Genomic DNA, 20,025 nt, shown 5'->3' on the forward strand with positions numbered 1-20,025 from the left:
GTCGACTTCTCCGAGGCGGCACAGAGCGACCATTGCACAGCACGGCCTCGAGCAGGCGCACGTGCGGCACGTACTGGAAAGTCATTTGTGCGTCAAAGGAGTTAATGACTAGTTGAGGCGCTCTATCCTGGAACGCCTTAGCTGAGCGCCGAGAGCAGCACGTCGTTTCCATCCTTGACGATCGAGAGCGGCATCCCGGCCGACTGGGCAAGGCGCCACGTGTAGTAGGCCTGGATCGTCATGGCATCGAGAGGAGGAATGCCCTCTCCGGTGATGAATTCGGTGAGATGCTGAGGCGCGCGTGCTCCGGTGCCTTTGCAACGCAACACGAAGTTGGGCACCTCAGTTGTGCCCGACATGATGACTTCGATATCGCCGCCGCGCGGAAGGGCTGTGACGGAGACGGCAATCAGATTGAGCAGCAGTTTCACTTTGTCCTTGGCCATGTGGCCGGCCAAGCCCTGCCAATGCAGCTTGTGCTTGTTGTTGCCAATGAAGCCCCGCGAGATCTGCTCGGCCGTTCCGAGATCGATGAGGGAACCAGCCGATCCCGCCGCACCGAAGGCGAAACGCGCAAACTGCAAGCGGGCTGACGCTTGTTCCGTCACGTTCCGGATCACGCTGAGGGCGTAGGACTTTGCTTCTGCGTCGTCGTCCTCGTTGAGGATTTCGAGGCCATTGTAGATGGCGCCGACGGGACCGATCACGTCATGGCAGATCTTGCTCGAGATCAACGCGGCAAGCTCAAGGTCCGTCGGATGGACGCGCTGCGTAAGCTCAGTCATGAAAGTAGGCCCCCTAACGACGGCGTTGTCACGCCGGTTCTTACGCAAAACGGTATTCTTGCCGCTTAAGCTTCTGATACACGCGCCCCGCGGATCTGCAAAGTCTGCGTGCCAGGGTCGAGGGGCCAGCCTGGATTTTGGGACGCGAATGAGTCTTGACGGCAACGGCAGGTTGGGGACTCTCCCAGGGTCAGCACGCAAAACAAGCGAATCGAGGCGCCGTCCGATGCGGACCATCGATTTTCCGACATTAGCCGAAAATCTACTGCCCGCGGTGATTGCAGCAGGCGTCGCTCAGATGCGCCTCTACGACCGCGGCGTGAAGGTGACCGAGAAGGCCGATTCGTCCCCCGTCACCGCCGCGGACCGGGAAGCCGAGGCCTTGATCCTTGACGGACTATGGCACACGGCGCGAGGGGTGCCGGTGGTGGCCGAGGAAAGTATGGCGCTGGGAGAGGTCCCGCCGCGCGGCTCCACATTCTTCCTCGTCGATCCGTTGGATGGTACCCGCGAGTTCTTGGCCCGCAACGGCGAGTTCACGATCAACATCGGTCTGGTGGTGGGCACAGCTCCGGTCTTCGGAATGATCTATGCCCCGGCGCTCGGGGCGCTCTATGTCACGATGGGAAAAGGGTACGCCGTCGAGGCGCACATCCCTTTGCAGAGCACGAACCTGAAACTCTCGCAGACGCCGCTTCGAGAGCTTCGCACACGTTCTCCCGATATCGAGGCCCTCACGGTTCTCGAAAGCCGATCGCATAGAACGGCGGAAACTGAGGACTTTCTCAAGCGATATGCCGTCACCGAGGTGAAGCGTGCGGGGTCTTCACTCAAGTTCTGCCGCATCGCGCGCGGCGACGCCGATTTCTATGTCCGCCTTGGACCGACGAAGGAATGGGATACGGCAGCAGGCCAGGCCATTCTCGAGGCCGCAGGCGGAACGGTGACGACGCTGGAGGGTGTTCCGCTCACGTGTGGCAACGCCGACGCCGATTACTTCAATCCGCACTTTGTTGCGTGGGGGCGGAAGCCTATCGCGCCACGGACAGCCAACAATTTGTGTGTCTGAAAATTCGCGAGTCATCTCGGAGGTTTGCCGACGTTTCGTATGCGGTGCACTGCAGCCCGGCGTCGGAATGGCCACACTTTGGTAACACTTTAAGAGAAGGATCTCTTGGAATGCTTCCGTTGTCGGAGGCAAGGGAATGCGCGTGTGCTTCGAGGATGACGGGGATCAGAGGCACTGCCAGAACACTGGGGTTTGTTTCGGCTCTGCACGTATTTGCGTCTTGCCCGCCCGGTAGGACCCAAGGATTTCAGAAACCCATGATCACGATAATTCGCCCGCGCCGTTCTATGATTGCGGCCGCGGCGCTTCTGTCCCTCGCCGCCCTTCCTGCGGCGGCACAGGAAAATCCGTCTTGGAACCCCCAGGACTACCGCTCCGGCGGCAACAGCTATTCGAACAGCGGTGGAAGTTACGGCGGGGGCGGAGGCGGCTCTTATCCCGCGCCCAATGACTCATACGGAAATAACGGCAGCAGCGGAAACTCTGGCGGCGGCGGTTATCCCTCAAGCAGCGGCGGCTATGGCGGCAGCGCTGGGTATTCGCAGAACGGCGGCAACTACGGCTCCAATGACGCCTACACGCAAAGCCGGAACAGCTACGGGAGCAACAGCGGCGACGCCCATTCCCCGAACCGGAACAATTACGGCGGCAACGATGCCTACGCGCCGAGCCGAAATAGCTACGGCAATGAAGACGCATACTCGCCCTCTGCCAACAACGGGTACGGTGCGGGCGGCGACGCCTATTCGCCCACACGCCACAGCGGTGGAGGAGATCGCTATACCGAACCCGGGCAGCCGACCGATCCTGGCGGCTATGGCGCGCCCTACGCGCCGCCGCCAGCCGATGGCGCGCCACCCTACGCCGACGCACCGCCTCCAAATGGCGGGCCCAGTCACTACGAGCAAAACGAGATCATCGCAGCCGGGCACGGATTCTTTGGCGCCATCAGCCAAAATCTCGCGCAGGCCGTAGAGTACGCCTTCAAGAGTCAGGGCCGTCCGAACGGCTACATTTTGGGCGAGGATGCAGGCGGCGCGTTTGTCGTGGGGCTTCGATACGGCGAAGGACGTCTCTACACGAAGGACGCCGGTGACCACAAAGTGTTCTGGCAGGGCCCGTCACTCGGCTATGACGCCGGCGCCGAAGGCTCGAAAGCGATGGTACTCGTGTACAATCTTCGCGATCCCTCGGAAATCTATAACAGATTTGGCGGCGTACAGGGCTCGGCCTACCTCATCGGCGGCTTGAGCGTGCAATTCCAGAAGTACGATGATGTAACCCTCGCGGTGATTCGGTCCGGTGTCGGTGTCCGTCTCGGCGCCAATGTCGGATACTTGAAGTATACCCGCGCGCCGACATGGAATCCTTTATAAGAAGGTGATGCACTCGGTTCCGGAGCAACACTCTTGCGCCGGACATCGGGGGCGGCTTTAGTCGCCCGCGTCAAACGCTTGCGTCTGCGGCCATCGCACCTCATCTCCAATGAGGGGGGCCTGCGGAGGTGGAGAAAAAAGGAGTGGTCCGGGGATGCGCCGGTGATCACCATCCAGTCGGCCATGCTGGTCGCTTTGGGTTTTTTCGCGGCAGGCCTGATAGGCTTTCTGCTGGCGCCGTTTTATGGCCGCCGCTCAGCGCGCATCGCGACCGACAAGCTGCGCGCGACGATGCCTTTGAGTTCGGCAGAAATTGCGGCTGACAAAGACCGATTGCGCGCAACTTATGCGCTCACGATTCACAAGCTGGAGCAAAAGGTTGAAAAGGCCAACTATTCGGCAGCACGCCAGCGCGTCGAACTGAACCGCCGCGATGCAGGTATCAGCGAACTGGAAGGCGAAATCGAGCGCCTGCGAGGGTCGCTTGAGGAACATGAGAATGCGCGGCGCGTGCTTGAGCAAACCATTGCCGAGCGGATGCCGAAGGTCGAATACCGCCTGAACGAAGCAAAGAAGCTGCTGCACAATCGCGATCGCGAGATCGGCGGCCTGACGCAATCCTCCAAGAAGCAAATGGAAGCGCTGGAGGAAGCGACCCAAATCAACGCCCAGCAGCGCGATGAAATTCACCGCTTGAACGCGACGCTTACAGCGCGCGCGGCGCGCAATCGGGAGACCCTGGCCGACCCCCGCTTCGACGGCGAGGTCGCACTTCGCGCCGAGATCGAAGCCCTGCGTTCGAAGGCGCGCGATCAATCCGCCGTCATCAGCCGGCTTCAGTCCGCACTGTCCAGCGGCAATGCAGCCGCGCCAGCGAAGACGCCGGGGGATCAACCGGCGGCACCTGCCGCGGCAGGTGGGCCGAGCGTGGACCTGTCGAACGAAATTGCGCGCCTGCGCAAGGATCTCGTGGAGGCGGAAAACGCGCTCCGTTCGGCGCGCGGAATGGCAGAAGCCGGACACGCCGGCCAAGCCACCCTTGAGGCTGAGATCCGCGCCCTCAAGGTTGCAGTTGAGGATCGGGCTGCTGAGGTTGCCAAACTCAAAGCGGCGCTCGGGACGTACGAAGCGGAGGATGCCGACGACCGCGCTCTAAAGGAGAGTAAGGTCGCCTTGCGCGCCCGCGTTTCCGCGCTTCAGGCGCAGGCCGACGAGCACACCAGCACCATCCAGCGGCTGCGTGCGGAAATCGCATCGGCCAACGAGAAGCTCGCCCGTCAGGCCGCCCACTTCATGGACGAAATGCGCCGCCTTGGTGCCGGGACGCTGCAAACGTCGGGCGCCGCCCGCCGCGAGACGACGGCACGGCCGAAGCAGCCCCTGGTCGAGCGCATTAATGCACCCCGTCCATTCCGGCAGGAGGCGGCCCCCGCAGCGCCCCGGCGGGACCCCGGGGATCAAGCCCGCGTCAGCGGCTTTTTGCGCGCCTTGGATCCAGCCGCTCCACCAAAGGATCCCGCCAACGGGAGCGAGGCAAATAATGGAGCCGCATCAGGAGCCCCTGTCGCCAATGGCGAGGCGGCGCCTAAGGCTCCGGAACGCCGGGCAAGCCTCATCGAGAGAATTACCCGGGCAGAAAAGCCCGTTGCTTGATCTGGACTTCTTGACAGTCGGGGGACCGGCTCTCATTGTGCGCACGATCCGGGTGAAGAGGGGCCGATTTACGCCGGTAAAAAAACAGAATAGAGCCCAAGTCTAGGGAGAAGACATTCGGGGTGGAGCCGGAAGGCGCCGCCCCGAACTGTTTGAGGGGCGTGCCTCCAGAGGGGGCAGCCGATCCCACGTTGACAGCCTCGACCTTTCTCTGCGTGGATGGGCGCCCACGGGCGGGGAAGGGAACTGTATGTTCGAGATCGTACTCGGGCTCGTCGTGATCGTTGGCGTGCTGGCGATGTTGGCCGGCGTCGGTGGGATGCTCCCCGGGTCCGCGGGGTTCGATCCTCTGCCGCTCCTTGGCTATGGCGGTATTTGCCTCCTTCTTGCCGTAGGACTTCTTCTGATTGCAGCGGGCTTCATGCGCCGCGCCATCGCACGCCACTCCGGAGAGACACGCCACGACTTGCGCACGGCCCGCTTGACGTACGGGGGTTGCCTTGGGGCCGCAGCGCTGTCACTCGCTGTTCCGCTCGTTGCGGGACCTCTGAATGTCGTGCGGATCGATGGCTTTCCTCTCGGGTATTATCTCGCGGCGCAGGGAGCTTTGATCTGGCACGTGATTCTGGCCTTCGCATGGGCTGGCCGGCAGAACGCGATCGATGCCGAGGGACAGAGCGATGAGTGATGCGTCGACGCTCGCGGCGGCGAGCAATCCGACTCAGTCGATAGTGGGCGGAGGTCTGTCGGCGGCGGGCCGTGCACTCCCCGCATCCTTGCTCGTCGCGCTGCCCGGGCTCGTAGTCCTGGCTGGCTTCGACAATCTTGCGTTCGGGCTTGGGCTGCTCGCCGGTGTTGTTCTTGCAGGGCTCCTGATTGCCCCCCGGGTCGCAAAGGAGGGTGTCGCCACGATAACCGGGGCCTTGCACCGGAGGTTCGGGCGCGCCGCCGCCATCCTGGCAGGGATCGTCGTCGTACTCGTCGTCCTGCCCCTGCTTGCGGCTGACTTTGTCACCGTGGCAACCGTTGCCCAATCCGCGTTCGGTAGCCCTTATCTGGCCGCAGTGCTCGCAGCGCTGACGGTTGCCGCGATAGCCTCCGTTGCGTTCGGCGAGCGCGCCTTTGGATATGCGGCAGCGGCGGTCTACTTCGCGTTTGCGGCGAGCATCGTCCTCCTCCTGGTCATGATGGCGGCCAAGTCGGCCGGAAGGCTCGCGCCAGAATTGGCGTACGGATCGGCTCTCACGGCTGTTGGAGAACTCGAAGAACGCCTTCTCGAAAACCAGTTGGTGGATTTCGAGACCTTCAGCGTGCACGTCACTCCGTTTTTACGCCTGAGCCAACGCGACGTCGCGGCCCTGGTCTTTGCACTGGCGCTCGGCACGGCGGTCCTGCCGCAACTGGTCAGTGCGCTCACATTTGGCCGGCGCCCGGCGGCCACGCGCCTCGCGGGAGCATGGACCGCGCTGTTCGTCATGATTGTGCTGATCGCAGCACCGGCGTTGGCCGCTTACGCCAAGCTCGAGATTTACGGCGCGATTGCCAAGGGGACGCCGCTATCGGCTTTGCCGTCTTGGCTCGAAGCACCACTCGGGGCGGGTCTCGCGCAAATCCACGGCACGTCCATCGCGATGCTGAAGGAGGTGGCAAGCGCAGTGAGAGGAGGCGCGGCGGACCCTTCCGCTATCGGCGATCAACTTGCCATCCATGCGCTGGCGATCGAGCAGAGCTGGCGGACTCTCGACGAGAGTGTGAAGCTGGCCGTAATCGAGGCGGCCAAATCACTATCGGCCAACGCGACATCTGATGAAGTTTGGCGGGCCTACACCGGAAGTGTGTTGCCCGCGGCCGCCTCTGCGGCGGGCAACGAAGCCGGTATCCTTTCGCAAGCTGCATTGGTTCTTGACCCCGCAGGCTTGCTGCTCGCGCTTCCGGAGCTCGCAAGCGCCCCGAGCTGGCTTGCGCTTGCGATGGCCGTCGGCGTCATTAGCGTGGGTGTCGTCATGGCGGCGGCGTTCATGCGCAGCCTGATGTCGTTGTCCGGCGAGCACGCGGCCGCCAAGACCAAGTGGGCGTCGGCGGGATTGGCGCTGGTGATCGCCCTGTTGGCCGCAGGCTTTGCAACGCTCCGGCCCGGCGAGTTGGTGACGATCTGTGTCTCAGCGCTTTCGTTGGCCGCTGCCGGCTTGTTTCCCGCACTCGGTCTCGGTTTGGCCTGGAAACGGGCGACGGCCGCGGGGGCGATTGCGGCGATCGTCGTGGGAGCGGGCGTGACCCTCTACTACGACATTGGCATCCAAGTCTTTCCCGCAGCGTTTTACAAAACCTGGCAAGGGTTCTCGGACGCAGGTGAGATGGCGATCGAGGAATTCAATGCCGGCGAGGAGGCGGTGGTCTCGGCAGAAGACGCGGACGCCAAGGCGACTGCATTGATTGCACTTGATGACCTCGCGCGTGGAACGCCGACGCGCCATGGCCTAGCCAACTGGGCCGGCATCGACAGCGCGTCGGGCGCGGTCTTTGGTGCACCAGTAGGAATTCTGACCCTCATTCTGGTGAGCCTCATGACGAGGCGAAGGCAGCGCGCCGAATAGCCGTCGGCTGTCCTTAGCCGTACGCAAGGCGCGGCTGCCGTTCGGAGGCTTCGGTCGCGACGAGGAAGCGCGCGACGACATCGATCGTCTCCGCATCGCGAAGCAGAGGCGCGTGCCCCTGTCCACGAACGACGAATGACGAGAATGCCGGATGACGGCGCCCCATCTCCTCGACCGTCGCAGCGGAGAGAATGTCGGAGGTCTCGCCGCGCAGTACGAGGACCGGGACACGCTTCAGCGCTTCGAACTGCGGCCAGAGCTTTGGGATAGGGCCATCGAGCACGGACAGCGCATTGGAGAGCGCCGCATCATAGCCCGGAGCGGGCCGTCCCTTATGCTCGTTGAACCACTGTTTGGCGACCTCGACCCATTCCTCTGCAGAAATGCCGGGGAACGCGCGCCGTCCCATGTCATGGACGAGCGCACCCGCTTCCTTCCAAGACCCGGGCAGCGGGATGCGGCCGACGTAAGCCGAAATGCGCCCCAGTCCCTTCTGTTCGATGACGGGCCCGATGTCGTTGAGCACCACGGGGCCCACCGAACGCGGCTGGGCCGCAGCCATGACCATCGCGATCAGGCCGCCACGGGAGGTGCCGATGATGGCGGGTTGAGAAAGCCCCGTGACGGTCATGAAATCGAGCACATCGAGCATCTCGAGCGGCACTGTATAGTTCTGCCACTCGGGATCGGACTCCGAGAAACCCCGCCCGCGATAGTCGAACGTGTAGACATCGCGCGGGGCATCGGCACGCCGCGCAATGTCTTCAGCAAGGACGTGGAAATCGCGCCCGTTGCGCGTGAGGCCTGCGAGGCACAGCAACGGCCGGCGCTCGGTACCGTCTCGGAACATCGCGGGATAGTGGCGGCCATACAGCCGCAGTCCGTCGCGCGACGTGAAATAGATGTCTCGATACGTCTGGTACGTACGCGTCATAGATCGACCCCGCTCATTGTGTCCGCCTAGTGCCGCCCAGCACCATCCGGAAACGCTACTCGATATTAGCCGTCGGAATTCTCTCCCGGTTGGCGCGCTGCCATGCGCGCCCTGTTCAGATCTTCTTCCAGTCTCAGTGCGGCCTGCTCCTCTCCGAGCCGGGCCCGGTAGATTTGCGTGTTGGCCAGCACCTTCGCCACGTATTCGCGCGTCTCCTGGATCGGAATGCGCTCGATCCAGTCAATGGGATCCACCTTGGGATTGCGGGGATCTCCGAATTCGCGGATCCACTGCCGCGCACGTCCTGGCCCCGCATTGTAGCCCGCGAGCGTCAGCACGTACGAGCCGGAGAAATCGTCCATACGGTCACCGACATAGGCCGACGCCATCATCGCGTTGTACGACGGGTCTTTGAGGAGCCTATCGATATCACACTTGATTTTGTAGTCGTGGCAGACGTGCTTGGCCGTCACGGTCATCACCTGGAGGAGACCCTTTGCGCCTGCGCCCGACACGATCAGCGTATTGAATTCCGTCTCCTGCCGCGCGAGTCCGAGCAGCAATGCCGTCTCCGGCGGCTTGCGCAAGGGTGTGTAGGCCGGGAAGGGATGCACCGGATAGGCGTAGTAATAGAGGTTCTGCCCCCGCGCGATGGCATACTTGGCGGTTCGCACGGCCGACTGCGTATCGCCTACCGCTTCGGCCAGATGCGCCACCATTGCGCTCTCGGCCTCGGTCTTCACGTTCTGCCGAAGCTGAACGAAGAAGGAGCGCATGATGCTGACGTCGAGTCCGGCGTTCTTGGCGATCACGACGGCCTTCGCGGCATCGAGATTGAGAAAGCGCTCGACTTCCTCTGCGGAGGGTACAGCAGGTGGGGAAGTCGTGATCGCAAGGCGGCCCGGTTCGAGCTTTTGGCGCGCCAGCAATGCATGGAAGGTGTCGGGATCCTGGAGCGCCTGCCGGTAGAATTCATTCGCCGCAGCTTTGTCGTTCCGGGCTTCGGCAGTGCGGCCGAGCCAGTAGCTGGCCTTGGCGCGGCTTAGCGGACCATCGGCCACTTTGCGCATTGTTTGGAAATGCTTGTCCGCGGTCTTCGGGTCCTTGAGGTAGCGAAGAGCGATCCACCCGGCCATGAAGGCCTGCTCTTTGAGCGGATTTTCGCCGAGGGGGCCAGCATCCCGCACCAGCGAGTAGGCCAGCTTCGGGTTGCCGTCTTTAAGGGCTTCATAGGCGTTCGCGCGCCGTTCGACCCACCATTCGTCCGGCGCGACGATGAGCGCCTCTTCCGTTGGGGCACCGAGCAATATCTTGGCCGCTTCATCGGTCTTGCCCGCGCGGCGCAACGCCTGCACACGATGGAACACCAGTCCCCAATCCGGCACGCGCTCGGCAGGGAGAGCCTCGATGTCCTTGCGCGCCGTCTTGGAGCCGAGGAACGCCGACAAGCGGACGTTGGCCTTCTTCTGCTCGGCGGCCGGAAGCAGCGGGATCACGCGGCGGACGATGGCCGCCCTTTGGGCCTTCTCGCCGGCCCAGCGGATATCTTCGATGAGGAGCCGGTCGAGCCGCCACTTATGATCGGCCGGTGTCAGCAACGAGCTGAAGCGGGCGAGGAAGCCGGCTTCGAGGTTTGCCGGAAGCGCTTTTTCGCGCCAAGCCTTTGCCGCCATGCGGCGCGCTTCGTCCTTGTTGCCCTCGGCGAGATGGGCCGAAGCCAACGCGGCGAAACCCACGCCGTTCACCGGCTCGCGCGTTGCGAAGTAAGATTTGATCTCGGTCGAGCTCCCGCCGTCGGTAAAGAGAGCCTCCTCGAGTTTCTGGATCAGTGTGGTCCGATCGCCCCAAGCGGGGTTCGCATCGAGAAACGCGCGGATCTCCGCAGCCGGGCCCAGACCTCGACGCAACCGATACCAGTCCACGAGTTTACGCGCGACCGGATCCTCGATCTCGCCCTTGAGCGTGTTGGCCTGCGCGACATCGCTTTTTGCCGAGGCGAGCGCCTTGAACGCGTCGCGCAGCCGCTGTGCGTCACCTGAGCTGAGCTTGGAGGAGCTGAGCGGCGCGATCGCCTTATCGAGCTTTGCCGTGTACTCCCGTTCCGCTTTCGAGGGCTTATCAGGCTTGGGGATCTCCCCCAGCGGGGCCGCGAAACCGCCTGTCGTCAGGGGGACGGCAAATGCGACCAGAAGAGCCAGAACGGCTCCGCCACCGATGCGACTTGCGCGCATAGAGCCGCTCACGGCCATCCAATTCGAAGGTTTTCCCGTCACACTGTTCCTCGCGGCGGAATGGAGCGCTCGTTCGTTCCAAGAGTGAAGGCGCTAGGCAGATTCGTTTGGGCGGCCCTAGCGAAATTTATAACTTTTGTAACCGTATAGACCCCGGAAATCGCCTCGGCTTGCAGGCTGCCGCCTGAACGCATAATGTCCTGCATCCCAGCCGTATTGAGGCCGTGGCCAGAGGGTACAAACTCGAGCGTACGCGTTCAAGGTACCCCCGCTCGCTATGGGCGAACGGGTGCGGCACGGCCACGGTTGCGTGCAAACGCACCGTTGAAAAATGAAGGACATCGAGAGCGAATGTTCAAGGGCTCCATCACGGCGCTTATTACGCCGTTCAAGAACGGTCTGGTAGACGAGGAGGCGTTGCGTCGCTTCGTTGACTGGCAGATTACCGAGGGTACGCACGGATTGGTTCCGACTGGCACCACCGGCGAAAGTCCCACTTTAAACTTCGACGAGCACAAGCGTGTGATCGAGATCACCGTAGAGGCGGCGCGGGGACGCGTGCCGGTGATCGCGGGCACGGGCTCCAACTCGACCGACGAAGCCATCGAGCTGTCGATCTACGCCGAGAAGGTCGGTTCCGACGGCCTCCTGATCGTGAACCCCTACTACAACAAGCCGACGCAGGAAGGCCTCTACCAGCACTTCAAGGCCATCAACGACAAGGTCGGCATTCCGATCTTGATCTACAACATTCCGGGCCGCACTAACGTCGACATGTCGGTGCAGACCATGGCGCGCGTGTACGAGCTGAAGAACGTTGTCGGCGTGAAGGATGCGACCGCCAACATTGCCCGCGTCTCGCAGCAGCGCGCCGCCATGGGACCCGAGTTCATCCAGCTTTCGGGTGAGGATGCGACTGCGCTCGGCTTCATGGCGCACGGCGGGCATGGCTGCATCTCTGTGGCCTCGAATGTCGCACCGCGTCTCTGTTCTGAGTTCCAGACCGCGTGCATGAAGGGCGACTTTGCAGCCGCTCTCGCACTTCAGGACCGGCTCATGCCGCTCCACGACGTGATGTTCGTCGAGACCAATCCAGGTCCCGTCAAGTACGCGGCGTCTCGCCTCGGCATTTGCTCAGCCGAAATGCGCCTGCCGCTCACGCCGGTTTGCGAGCAGACGAAGAAGGCTGTGGATCCGGTGCTGACACAAGTGGGCCTGCTGAAAGCGGCGGCTGCCGAATAGGCGAGCGGGATAGGAACCAATGTCCGCCAAGAAGGACGACGGCCGGCGGATCATCTCCGAGAACCGGAAGGCCCGGCACGAATATTTCATCACGGACTCCTGGGAGGCCGGGATCGAGCTCAAGGGTACCGAGGTGAAAAGCCTGCGGACCGGTCAGGCCAACATTGCCGAGAGCTACGCGTCGTTCGAGGATGATGGCAGCTTTTGCCTGATCAACGCGTACATTCCGGAATACCAGGACGCGGGTCGCTTTTTCCAGCACGAGCCGCGCCGCAAGCGTCGCCTGCTCCTGCACAAGAGCGAGCTTGCCAAGCTGTTTCAGGCCGTCGAGCGGAAGGGCATGACGATCGTTCCGCTCGAGCTCTACTTCAACGAGAAGGGCCGCGCGAAGCTGAAGCTTGCGCTCGCGGAAGGCAAGAAGCTGCACGACAAGCGCGAGACGGCTGCGAAGCGCGACTGGAATCGCCAGAAGGCGCGCATCATGCGCGAGAAGGGCTGATGAGCGCCGGCTTCATGGCAAATCCCCGATGAGCGGCTGGCCCTATCCGGCACCCGAAGACGACGGCGCGGCCCAACACCTCGCGCCTGGGCTGACGCTTCCCGACATCTCGTTGCCATCGACGGCGGGTGGCGCTTTGAGCCTTGCGCGCCTCGCCGGGCGATGGATTGTTTTCATCTATCCGTGGACCGGTCGCCTGGGGCTTTCCAATCCGCCCAACTGGGACGATATCGCAGGCGCTCATGGCTCGACGCCGGAGGCTGAAGGGTTTCGCGACAGTCATGAGGCGTATCGCGCCGCAGGATGCGAGATCCTGGGTATCAGCGGGCAGGCAACGGCTGATCAGCAGGAGTTTGCAGCCCGCGTTCGTCTGACATTTCCGTTGCTGTCGGATGCCGACGCGTCACTGAAAACCGCGCTCAATCTCCCGGTGTTCGAAACCGGAGGCGTGACCTATCTGAAGCGGCTGACGCTCGTGCTCAGCAACGGAACGATCGAGCGCGCGGTTTACCCCGTTCATCCTCCGCACACTCACGCGCACGATCTGCTCGCCGCGCTGACCGCGTAAGGCTTAGAGCACGTCACTCTCTACATCGTTTGCGGAGAAGCCGAGCTTCTCGAGCCCTTCTTCAAGATAGTCCGAGAGCAGGGGAAGCCCGAGCAGATAGCTTGCTGTGGAATTGCCCTGCTCCGAACGCGCCGTATCGACGGCCTCGTCGAACTCCTCCGGCTCGAAGGTGCCGCGCCCGATCCAGGCGAGTGCAACCAGATTCGCCTGCTCGTCGTCGTTCAAGGCGTCGATGAAACCTGCAATTTCGCCCAGGGTCGGATCGCTGGCGAAATCTTCGAGAATGGCACTGGGATCTTCATCGGCATCGCCTTCCTCGGTCGATGCGTTCCACGCTCCGACCTTGGCGCCGTACTCGCGCGCCTTGATGATGACGTGAGCGACCTTCTCGGGTGCGATCTCCAGCGCAGGCGTGGCGGCCATCGAGGGTCCTCCGGGCAACAGTCGTCAAGCGAGAAACGGCGGCGGCTCGCCTGCGCCGCCAATGATAGGCGGCAAGCCGTCGCCATTGAAGAGGAAACGCTATCGTCTGTTCGAAGGAGAGGAGGTATCGAGGAACTGCCGCACGTCTCGGAAGACGGAGTGGAACATTTCTGTCGAGAGACGCCCCGTATTGGTGTTGAGGCGTGAGCAATGCAGGCTATCGAACATCGTGACCGGCCCCACCGGATGACGGGCACCGTGACGAAACGGGAACTGAGCTTTCTTGAGCGCAAGTGTCGAGAGGGTCTGATCGTGCGCGACGCGGCCGAGAACGACAAGCGCCCTGAGATTTGGAAGGGCGTTCAGACGAGCTGAGAAGAAACCGCGGCAGGTCGTGATCTCCTGCGGCAAAGGTTTGTTTTCGGGAGGAACGCAGCGCACGGCGTTCGTGATCATGCAGTCGACGAGCTTGAGCCCATCTTTCGGGTCGGCCTTATAGGTGCCCGTCGCGAAACCGAAGGCGAGTAGGGTCGAGTAGAGAAGGTCGCCGGCATAGTCGCCGGTAAAGGGGCGCCCGGTGCGATTGGCACCGCGGAGCCCGGGTGCGAGACCTACGATCAGCAGACGCGCATTTGCGTCGCCAAAGGATGGCACCGCCCCGTTGAACCAGGAGGGCTGAGCCCTTGCCGAATTTTCCCGGAACGCAACCAGCCGCGGGCACAGCGGACAATCCCGCGGTGCTTCGGGCGGATAGGCGGCAACGGACGGGGCAGACGCGTTTCCCATCGAGCCTCAATACGGGAGCGGAGGAGGAGTGAAAAGCGGCCGTTAGGCGGACGGCGCGAGCCTCAGGCTCGCGCTCTTTTTTGTCGGAAATTGACCCAAGGAGGTACCTAGACCTCTTCCTGCGAGACGTCGTCCGCGTCGTAGGCATGGTCACGGTGCCCATGGCCCAAGCCGCGGCCCGACCGCGTGTCGCGGTTTGAGCGCGAGGAGGCATCGCGTCCGATCTGCTGCTCGAGATCGGCCAGATCGATGAACTGATCGGCCTGACGCCGAAGTTCGTCGGCAACCATGGCCGGCTGGGTCTGAAGCGTCGAGACGACGCTGACGCGCTTGCCCTTCTGCTGAAGGGCTGCGACGAGGCCCCGGAAATCACCATCGCCCGAAAACAGCACGATGTGATCCAGCGTATCGGCAAGCCGCATGGCATCCACGGCCAGCTCGATGTCCATGTTGCCCTTAACCTTTCGCCGGCCCGATGCGTCCGTGAACTCCTTGGTGGGCTTGGTCACCATGGTAAAGCCGTTGTAATCGAGCCAGTCGATGAGGGGGCGGATCGACGAATATTCCTGATCTTCGGAGAGGGCGGTATAGTAAAGGGCCCGGACGAGATGCGCCTTTTGACGGAAAAGAGCGAGCAGGCGCTTATAATCAACATCGAATCCCAAGGCCTTCGACGTGGCATAGAGATTAGCGCCGTCAATAAAGAGTGCGACGCGTTCGCCTTGATAAAAGTGCATTTTCTTCTTCCTTGAGTGAAGCCCGAGCGGCAGCCAATGGGCGCGCATAGGCGAATAAAGCTGCCCTCGCCGGCTCCTCGGGCAGCACATCGTCCTGGATTCAAGAATGGACGCACTTTTGCACGAATGAGATCCGGAGAGGGAAAAAAATTACCTCTTCCGCTCATAAGGCGCGGCCGGCCACTGGCACGGCGCCGGGTTGAGGTCTATATGGGGGGCTGTCGGACTATAGCGTCTTCGGTTTTTGCAATTCTTTAATTCGCTTTTTGCATGTCTGGGAGGTCGCAGGCCCATTTTGTGGCCGTCGGCTTGCTCACGCGCTCGTTTCGTGCCACTTAAGCGGACCGTGCGGCGTGTCGGGCAAACTCGGCCGCGGCAGCAAGTTTTTCATTCCGCATCATCTGCGAGACGAGAGAGGGGTGCTAGCGAATGGCACGCGTCACAGTCGAGGATTGCGTCGATAAGGTTCCGAACCGCTTCGAGCTGGTGCTCCTGGCGGCACATCGGGCCCGGTCGATTGCCAATGGCAGCGCAATGACCGTCGACCCCGACAACGACAAGAACCCGGTGATCGCCCTGCGCGAGATCGCCGAGCGCACGATTCCGCCGGAGGACATGCGCGAATCCCTGATCCATTCGATCCAGAAGAACGTCGAGGTCGACGAGCCGGAAGCGGCTGCGGCGCCCGTGCTGCCTCAGGAGCGGCGCAGCCCGATGTTGGGCCGGGACGATCAAGCGTCCGATACCCACGTCGACGTTCTCACCGAAGAGCAGCTTTTGCGCGGCCTGGAGAGCATGACGCCGTCCGAGCCGTCCTCCAACGGTGGCAGCGGCGGCCCGCGCGAGCGCGGACGTTAAAGCGTTGTTTCCAGCCGGTGCGTCGAGCACCGGCTTCTAACGGCGCCTTTCCCCTGAAGGGGCGCTCCGGAGGCGTCGTATGCGGAGCGCGGATGTGGTCGGCGCCGGGAGTGTGTGCGGCCTATGATGCGGCAGTACGAGCTCGTTGAGCGAGTACAGAAATACGATCCAACAGCAGACGAAGCGCTTCTCAATCGCGCCTACGTTTATGCGATGCGCGCGCATGGCTCGCAGAAACGCGCGTCCGGGGCTCCCTATTTCTCGCACCCCCTTGAGGTCGCGGCGATCCTGACCGACCTCAAGCTCGATGACGCGACCATCGTCACCGCGCTTCTGCACGACGTCATCGAGGACACGGACTCGACCCGCGCGGAGATTGATCAACTCTTCGGCCCCGAGATCGGCGCTCTTGTCGATGGCCTCACCAAGATCAAGCGTCTCGATCTCGTATCGAAGAAGGCGGAGCAGGCCGAGAACTTCCGCAAGCTCCTGATCGCCATCTCGAGCGATATCCGCGTGCTGCTCGTGAAGCTGGCGGATCGCCTCCATAACATGCGCACGCTCGAGCACATGAAGCCCGAGAGCCGCAAGCGCGTATCCGAGGAAACCCTCGAGATCTACGCTCCCTTAGCCGGCCGCATGGGCATGCAGGCGCTGCGCGACGAGCTCGAGGAACACGCGTTCCGCTGGTTGAACCCCGACGCCTACAAGACCGTGACGGAAAAGCTCGGTGAGCTTCGTGAGAAAAACGTCGGTCTCGTCGAGGAGATCGCCGGCGATCTCAACAAGATGCTAGCCGATGTCGGTATCAAAGCCGAAGTCTCCGGGCGCGAGAAGAAAGCCTACTCCGTCTGGAGCAAGATGGCCAACAAGCAGATCAGCCTGGAGCAGCTATCTGACATCTACGCATTTCGCGTCGTCGTCGACACCATAGACGACTGCTATCGCGTGCTCGGCGTTGCGCACCAGACGTGGCGCACCGTGCCTGGCCGCTTCAAGGACTACATCTCGACGCCGAAGCAGAACAACTACCAGTCGATCCACACCACCGTCGTAGGCCCGCGCCATCAACGCGTCGAGCTGCAGATCCGCACCCGTGCCATGCACTCCGTCGCCGAGTACGGCGTTGCCGCCCACGCGCTCTACAAGGACACGCATAAAGGGAACGGCGGGGCGAATGGCGCCACGTCGAAGACCCTTGTCTTCACCGACAAGGAGAGCGGGCCCTATCAGTGGCTGCGCCGCCTGGTCGAAACGCTGCTCGAGGGAAGCAATCCTGAAGAGTTCCTGGAGCACACGAAGCTTGAGCTGTTCCAGGATCAGGTATTCTGCTTCACGCCCAAGGGCCGCCTGATCGCGCTGCCGCGCGGGGCGACGCCGCTGGATTTCGCCTATGCCGTGCATACCGACGTCGGCAACGCTGCCGTCAGCGCCTACGTCAACGGTCGCCACGTGCCGATCGACACGCGTCTCCGCAACGGCGACGAAGTCGAGATCAAGACCTCGAAGACGCACACGCCGCCCGCCGCCTGGGAAAGCCTTGTCGTCACTGGGCGCGCGCGTTCGGCCATTCGTCGCGCGGCGCGCGACGCGATCCGGCGCCAATATGCGGAGCTTGGCCGCCGCCTGCTGATCTCTGCCTTCGAGCGCATCGGCGAAGGCTACTCCGACGAGCGCATCAAGAAGGTTCTGCCGCGTCTCGCCCAAAAGAGCCTCGATGATCTTCTGGCCGCGGTCGCACGCAACGAATTCAAGATCGAGGACGTGCTCCGCGCAGTGGCGCCGGAGTTGGCGGCCGCAGCCCGCGCACCACGGCCCGAAGAGACGAACAAGCCGGCGAAGGGCTGGATGCGTTTGACGCGCGCGGCCACCAACAAACTCCGCCTCGGTAGTGCGTCAGAGGTAGAGACCGCTGTCGGAACGGCGCCTGCGGCCCGAGTTCGCGGCATCCCCATTCGCGGCGTGTCGAACGACATGCCCGTGCTCTTCGAAGCAGGCGGCGCAGTGCCCGGCGACCGCATCGTGGGCGTCCTCCAGCCGGGCGAAGGAATCCGCGTGTTCCAGATCCATTCGCCCCGCCTTCAGGAGTTCGAGCACGAGCGCTGGATTGACGTGGCCTGGGATGTCGATCCGGAGAACCCGGAGCGGTTTCCCGCCCTGATCAGCGTGACGACGCCAAACCGGCCGGGCGCATTGGCTGAAATTGCAGATGTCATCGGCCAGGCCGGGGGCAATATCGACAATCTCAAGATGCTCCGCCGAGCCTCGGACTTTACCGAGCTACGCATCGGCCTCGAAGTCTGGGATCTGGCGCACTTGAACCAGATCATTAACGGCCTCAGGGCAAAGGCCGTGGTCAGCAGGGTGGAGCGTGTGTTTGAATGAGGCACAGCGGCAGCCGGCAGAAAGTCAGGGTAAACTGAAATGACTCGCAGCTTCGAACACCACATTCGGCTCGGCGTGAACATCGACCACGTTGCAACAATTCGCAACGCGCGCGGCGGGCGCCATCCTGACCCCCTGCGCGCGGCCCATCTTGCCGTCGAAGCTGGCGCCGACGGGATCACCGCGCATCTGCGGGAAGACCGCCGCCACATCTCCGATACCGACATCGCGCGCTTGAAGTCCGAGCTGACGCGCCCGCTCAATCTCGAAATGGCGGCAACGCCCGAGATGCTGGCGATTGCACTTCGCCATGTTCCGAATGCGTGCTGCCTCGTTCCCGAACGGCGTGAAGAACGCACGACCGAAGGCGGACTGGATGTGGTCGGACAGCGTCAATCGTTGGTCCCGATTATTGCCGACCTCAAGTCGGCCGGCATCCGTGTCTCACTGTTCATTGAACCGGACGTCCGCGCGATCGAAGTCGCCGCCGCACTCCACGCCGATATTGTCGAACTGCATACGGGCGCCTACTGCGAGTATGCGGCTGCCGACGATGCCAAAGGTGTAGCCCACGAGGTGTCACGGCTGGCAAAGGCGGCGGCCGAAGCTGCGGCTGCCGGCCTCGAGGTCCATGCCGGCCATGGCTTGACCTTCAACACGGTCGCGCCGCTCGCCCGAATGCCGGAAGTCGTTGAGCTGAACATTGGCCATTTCCTCATCGGCGAGGCCATCTTCGGCGGGCTCCACGCTGCAGTCCGGCGCATGCGGGCCCTGATGGATGAGGCGCGGCTAAAAGTGGCTGGCCGCGTCAGCGCTTGATTGTTGCTGGTGTCATCAATCCGCCGTCGGGACAAACGACTCTGACGGGAATGGGGCGAGGCTGACGAGGAATTTCGTAAGCAACAACCTAACCTTAAATAGGGAAATCATGCCCTTCGAGGGAGGCGGATTCACTCGGCTCCTTCGGCAATTTGGGGTCCGGTATATAGCAGCAACGACAGCGACGCCCGGCCGCACCCGGGTTTGCACCAGGTGCGCTAAATCGTTATAGCGGGCAGTGTTTCGGAACGAGCCCCCGGTCCCCGGGTTGGCTAAGGAGCAGGAGATGAGCCTGGACACGAACTCCAAGGCCAAGGCGGGATCGAGCTGGTCGGAGACCGCGAAGATCGTCGTGCAGGCGCTCGCCATCGCAATGGTGGTGCGTGTGTTCTTCTTTCAGCCATTCAACATCCCCTCGGGCTCGATGAAGTCGACGCTGCTGATTGGAGACTATCTATTTGTCTCCAAGCTGGCGTACGGCTACAGCCGCTTCTCGTTCCCCTTCAGCCCTGACCTCTTCTCGGGCCGCATCTTCGCGGCCGAGCCGAAACGCGGCGATGTCGTCGTATTCCGTCTGCCGCAAGACCAGTCGCTCGACTACATCAAGCGCGTTGTCGGTCTTCCGGGCGATGAGATTCAGATGAAGGACGGCGTCCTTTACATCAACGGCAAGGGCGTCCCGAAGGTGTACAAGGACGACTTCGCCAACGTTGAATGCGACCCGTACTTCCGCCATTGCCGCCGTGTTGTTTACAAGCGGTACCAGGAGACGCTTCCGGAGGGCGTGACTTACAACGTCCTCGACCTCGAACCCGAAGGTGAGTTCGACAACACGGAGGTCTTCAAGGTTCCGGCCGGCCATTATTTCATGATGGGCGACAACCGGGACAATTCGTCTGACAGCCGGGCCTCGGTCGGCTTCGTGCCGTTCGAGAATTTAATCGGCCGGGCTGAGATCATTTTCTTCTCTGCCGCTGTGGACGAGCCGGACCGCATGCGTTGGCTCGCGCCTTGGACGTGGCCCTTCGATATTCGCTGGAGCCGTTTCTTTACGCTTGTTCGCTAG

General features: G+C 62.5%; 18 protein-coding genes. 12 read left to right on the forward strand and 6 right to left on the reverse strand.

Translation table 11 applies throughout. From position 1 onward, the window contains the following. Positions 1 to 137: 137 nt before the first annotated feature. Positions 138 to 785, reverse strand: a complete 648-nt coding sequence (gene chpT, locus VHO05_RS03150; RefSeq protein ID WP_329645158.1) for a histidine phosphotransferase ChpT — start codon at positions 783 to 785, stop codon at positions 138 to 140. Positions 786 to 1,011: 226 nt separating this feature from the next. On the opposite strand from chpT, the gene cysQ reads away from it, so the two are divergent. From cysQ to VHO05_RS03175, 5 genes are all read left to right on the forward strand, one after another. Further along, positions 1,012 to 1,854 (forward strand): 3'(2'),5'-bisphosphate nucleotidase CysQ, encoded by an 843-nt coding sequence (gene cysQ / locus VHO05_RS03155; RefSeq protein WP_329645159.1) that lies wholly within the window; start codon positions 1,012 to 1,014, stop codon positions 1,852 to 1,854. Positions 1,855 to 2,111: 257 nt separating this feature from the next. Continuing rightward, positions 2,112 to 3,230: a DUF1134 domain-containing protein gene (locus tag VHO05_RS03160; RefSeq protein ID WP_329645160.1), complete on the forward strand. Its 1,119-nt coding sequence runs from the start codon at positions 2,112 to 2,114 to the stop codon at positions 3,228 to 3,230. Positions 3,231 to 3,392: 162 nt separating this feature from the next. Beyond that, positions 3,393 to 4,883: a hypothetical protein gene (locus tag VHO05_RS03165; protein ID WP_329645161.1), complete on the forward strand. Its 1,491-nt coding sequence runs from the start codon at positions 3,393 to 3,395 to the stop codon at positions 4,881 to 4,883. A gap of 250 nt (positions 4,884 to 5,133) precedes the next feature. Next, positions 5,134 to 5,571, forward strand: coding sequence for a sodium/substrate symporter small subunit (locus VHO05_RS03170; protein ID WP_329645162.1), 438 nt, complete (start codon positions 5,134 to 5,136; stop codon positions 5,569 to 5,571). Next, positions 5,564 to 7,477 carry a sodium:solute symporter family transporter gene (locus VHO05_RS03175; RefSeq protein WP_329645163.1) on the forward strand — a complete coding sequence of 638 codons (1,914 nt, stop codon included), beginning with the start codon at positions 5,564 to 5,566 and terminating at the stop codon, positions 7,475 to 7,477. Before VHO05_RS03170 ends, VHO05_RS03175 begins: the two co-directional genes overlap by 8 nt. 13 nt (positions 7,478 to 7,490) lie before the next feature. On the opposite strand, the gene VHO05_RS03180 is transcribed toward VHO05_RS03175, so the two are convergent. Both VHO05_RS03180 and VHO05_RS03185 read right to left on the reverse strand, forming a co-directional pair. Beyond that, positions 7,491 to 8,411, reverse strand: a complete 921-nt coding sequence (locus tag VHO05_RS03180) for an alpha/beta hydrolase (protein ID WP_329645164.1) — start codon at positions 8,409 to 8,411, stop codon at positions 7,491 to 7,493. A 65-nt stretch (positions 8,412 to 8,476) separates the two neighbouring features. Then, the gene (locus tag VHO05_RS03185) at positions 8,477 to 10,642 is read right to left on the reverse strand and encodes a lytic transglycosylase domain-containing protein (protein ID WP_329645165.1); all 2,166 of its coding nucleotides are present in this window, start codon (positions 10,640 to 10,642) and stop codon (positions 8,477 to 8,479) included. Positions 10,643 to 10,993: 351 nt separating this feature from the next. Between VHO05_RS03185 and dapA the strand changes: the two genes are divergently transcribed. The 3 genes from dapA to VHO05_RS03200 are packed head-to-tail and all read left to right on the forward strand — an operon-like array spanning position 10,994 to position 12,951. Further along, complete coding sequence (gene dapA, locus VHO05_RS03190) at positions 10,994 to 11,884, forward strand: 4-hydroxy-tetrahydrodipicolinate synthase (protein WP_329645166.1); 891 nt, start codon at positions 10,994 to 10,996, stop codon at positions 11,882 to 11,884. Positions 11,885 to 11,903: 19 nt separating this feature from the next. Further along, a complete protein-coding gene (smpB, locus tag VHO05_RS03195; RefSeq protein ID WP_329645167.1) occupies positions 11,904 to 12,383 on the forward strand; it encodes an SsrA-binding protein SmpB in 480 nt (159 codons plus the stop codon). A gap of 28 nt (positions 12,384 to 12,411) precedes the next feature. Next, entirely contained in the window at positions 12,412 to 12,951 is a 540-nt protein-coding gene (locus VHO05_RS03200) for a peroxiredoxin (protein ID WP_329645168.1), read from the forward strand. Positions 12,952 to 12,954: 3 nt separating this feature from the next. On the opposite strand, the gene VHO05_RS03205 is transcribed toward VHO05_RS03200, so the two are convergent. From VHO05_RS03205 to VHO05_RS03215, 3 genes are all read right to left on the reverse strand, one after another. Continuing rightward, the gene (locus tag VHO05_RS03205; protein ID WP_329645169.1) at positions 12,955 to 13,374 is read right to left on the reverse strand and encodes a DUF3775 domain-containing protein; all 420 of its coding nucleotides are present in this window, start codon (positions 13,372 to 13,374) and stop codon (positions 12,955 to 12,957) included. A 99-nt stretch (positions 13,375 to 13,473) separates the two neighbouring features. Continuing rightward, positions 13,474 to 14,160: a uracil-DNA glycosylase gene (locus VHO05_RS03210; protein ID WP_329645170.1), complete on the reverse strand. Its 687-nt coding sequence runs from the start codon at positions 14,158 to 14,160 to the stop codon at positions 13,474 to 13,476. A 107-nt stretch (positions 14,161 to 14,267) separates the two neighbouring features. Further along, the gene (locus VHO05_RS03215) at positions 14,268 to 14,897 is read right to left on the reverse strand and encodes an NYN domain-containing protein (protein WP_329645171.1); all 630 of its coding nucleotides are present in this window, start codon (positions 14,895 to 14,897) and stop codon (positions 14,268 to 14,270) included. A 429-nt stretch (positions 14,898 to 15,326) separates the two neighbouring features. On the opposite strand from VHO05_RS03215, the gene rpoZ reads away from it, so the two are divergent. From rpoZ to lepB, 4 genes are all read left to right on the forward strand, one after another. Then, the gene (gene rpoZ / locus VHO05_RS03220; protein ID WP_329645172.1) at positions 15,327 to 15,755 is read left to right on the forward strand and encodes a DNA-directed RNA polymerase subunit omega; all 429 of its coding nucleotides are present in this window, start codon (positions 15,327 to 15,329) and stop codon (positions 15,753 to 15,755) included. A 123-nt stretch (positions 15,756 to 15,878) separates the two neighbouring features. Next, on the forward strand, positions 15,879 to 18,140 hold the full coding sequence (locus VHO05_RS03225) for a bifunctional (p)ppGpp synthetase/guanosine-3',5'-bis(diphosphate) 3'-pyrophosphohydrolase (protein ID WP_329645173.1): 2,262 nt from the start codon (positions 15,879 to 15,881) through the stop codon (positions 18,138 to 18,140). A 39-nt stretch (positions 18,141 to 18,179) separates the two neighbouring features. Beyond that, entirely contained in the window at positions 18,180 to 18,959 is a 780-nt protein-coding gene (locus tag VHO05_RS03230; protein ID WP_329645174.1) for a pyridoxine 5'-phosphate synthase, read from the forward strand. Between the two features lie 286 nt (positions 18,960 to 19,245). Next, positions 19,246 to 20,025, forward strand: a complete 780-nt coding sequence (lepB, locus tag VHO05_RS03235; RefSeq protein WP_329645175.1) for a signal peptidase I — start codon at positions 19,246 to 19,248, stop codon at positions 20,023 to 20,025.

The sequence above is a fragment of the Hyphomicrobium sp. genome (genome assembly GCF_036262015.1).
In the GTDB taxonomy this organism is placed as follows: domain Bacteria; phylum Pseudomonadota; class Alphaproteobacteria; order Rhizobiales; family Hyphomicrobiaceae; genus Hyphomicrobium_C.

Excerpts from the sequence above, each read along its gene's own strand:
- VHO05_RS03160 (WP_329645160.1), top strand. The coding sequence starts at position 2,112 with ATGATCACGATAATTCGCCCGCGCCGTTCTATGATTGCGGCCGCGGCG.
- VHO05_RS03225 (WP_329645173.1), top strand. The coding sequence starts at position 15,879 with ATGATGCGGCAGTACGAGCTCGTTGAGCGAGTACAGAAATACGATCCA.
- VHO05_RS03230 (WP_329645174.1), top strand. The coding sequence starts at position 18,180 with ATGACTCGCAGCTTCGAACACCACATTCGGCTCGGCGTGAACATCGAC.
- rpoZ (WP_329645172.1), top strand. The coding sequence starts at position 15,327 with ATGGCACGCGTCACAGTCGAGGATTGCGTCGATAAGGTTCCGAACCGC.
- smpB (WP_329645167.1), top strand. The coding sequence starts at position 11,904 with ATGTCCGCCAAGAAGGACGACGGCCGGCGGATCATCTCCGAGAACCGG.
- dapA (WP_329645166.1), top strand. The coding sequence starts at position 10,994 with ATGTTCAAGGGCTCCATCACGGCGCTTATTACGCCGTTCAAGAACGGT.
- VHO05_RS03185 (WP_329645165.1), bottom strand. The coding sequence starts at position 10,642 with ATGCGCGCAAGTCGCATCGGTGGCGGAGCCGTTCTGGCTCTTCTGGTC.
- VHO05_RS03170 (WP_329645162.1), top strand. The coding sequence starts at position 5,134 with ATGTTCGAGATCGTACTCGGGCTCGTCGTGATCGTTGGCGTGCTGGCG.
- VHO05_RS03175 (WP_329645163.1), top strand. The coding sequence starts at position 5,564 with ATGAGTGATGCGTCGACGCTCGCGGCGGCGAGCAATCCGACTCAGTCG.
- lepB (WP_329645175.1), top strand. The coding sequence starts at position 19,246 with ATGAGCCTGGACACGAACTCCAAGGCCAAGGCGGGATCGAGCTGGTCG.
- VHO05_RS03215 (WP_329645171.1), bottom strand. The coding sequence starts at position 14,897 with ATGCACTTTTATCAAGGCGAACGCGTCGCACTCTTTATTGACGGCGCT.
- VHO05_RS03200 (WP_329645168.1), top strand. The coding sequence starts at position 12,412 with ATGAGCGGCTGGCCCTATCCGGCACCCGAAGACGACGGCGCGGCCCAA.
- VHO05_RS03180 (WP_329645164.1), bottom strand. The coding sequence starts at position 8,411 with ATGACGCGTACGTACCAGACGTATCGAGACATCTATTTCACGTCGCGC.
- cysQ (WP_329645159.1), top strand. The coding sequence starts at position 1,012 with ATGCGGACCATCGATTTTCCGACATTAGCCGAAAATCTACTGCCCGCG.
- VHO05_RS03205 (WP_329645169.1), bottom strand. The coding sequence starts at position 13,374 with ATGGCCGCCACGCCTGCGCTGGAGATCGCACCCGAGAAGGTCGCTCAC.
- chpT (WP_329645158.1), bottom strand. The coding sequence starts at position 785 with ATGACTGAGCTTACGCAGCGCGTCCATCCGACGGACCTTGAGCTTGCC.
- VHO05_RS03210 (WP_329645170.1), bottom strand. The coding sequence starts at position 14,160 with ATGGGAAACGCGTCTGCCCCGTCCGTTGCCGCCTATCCGCCCGAAGCA.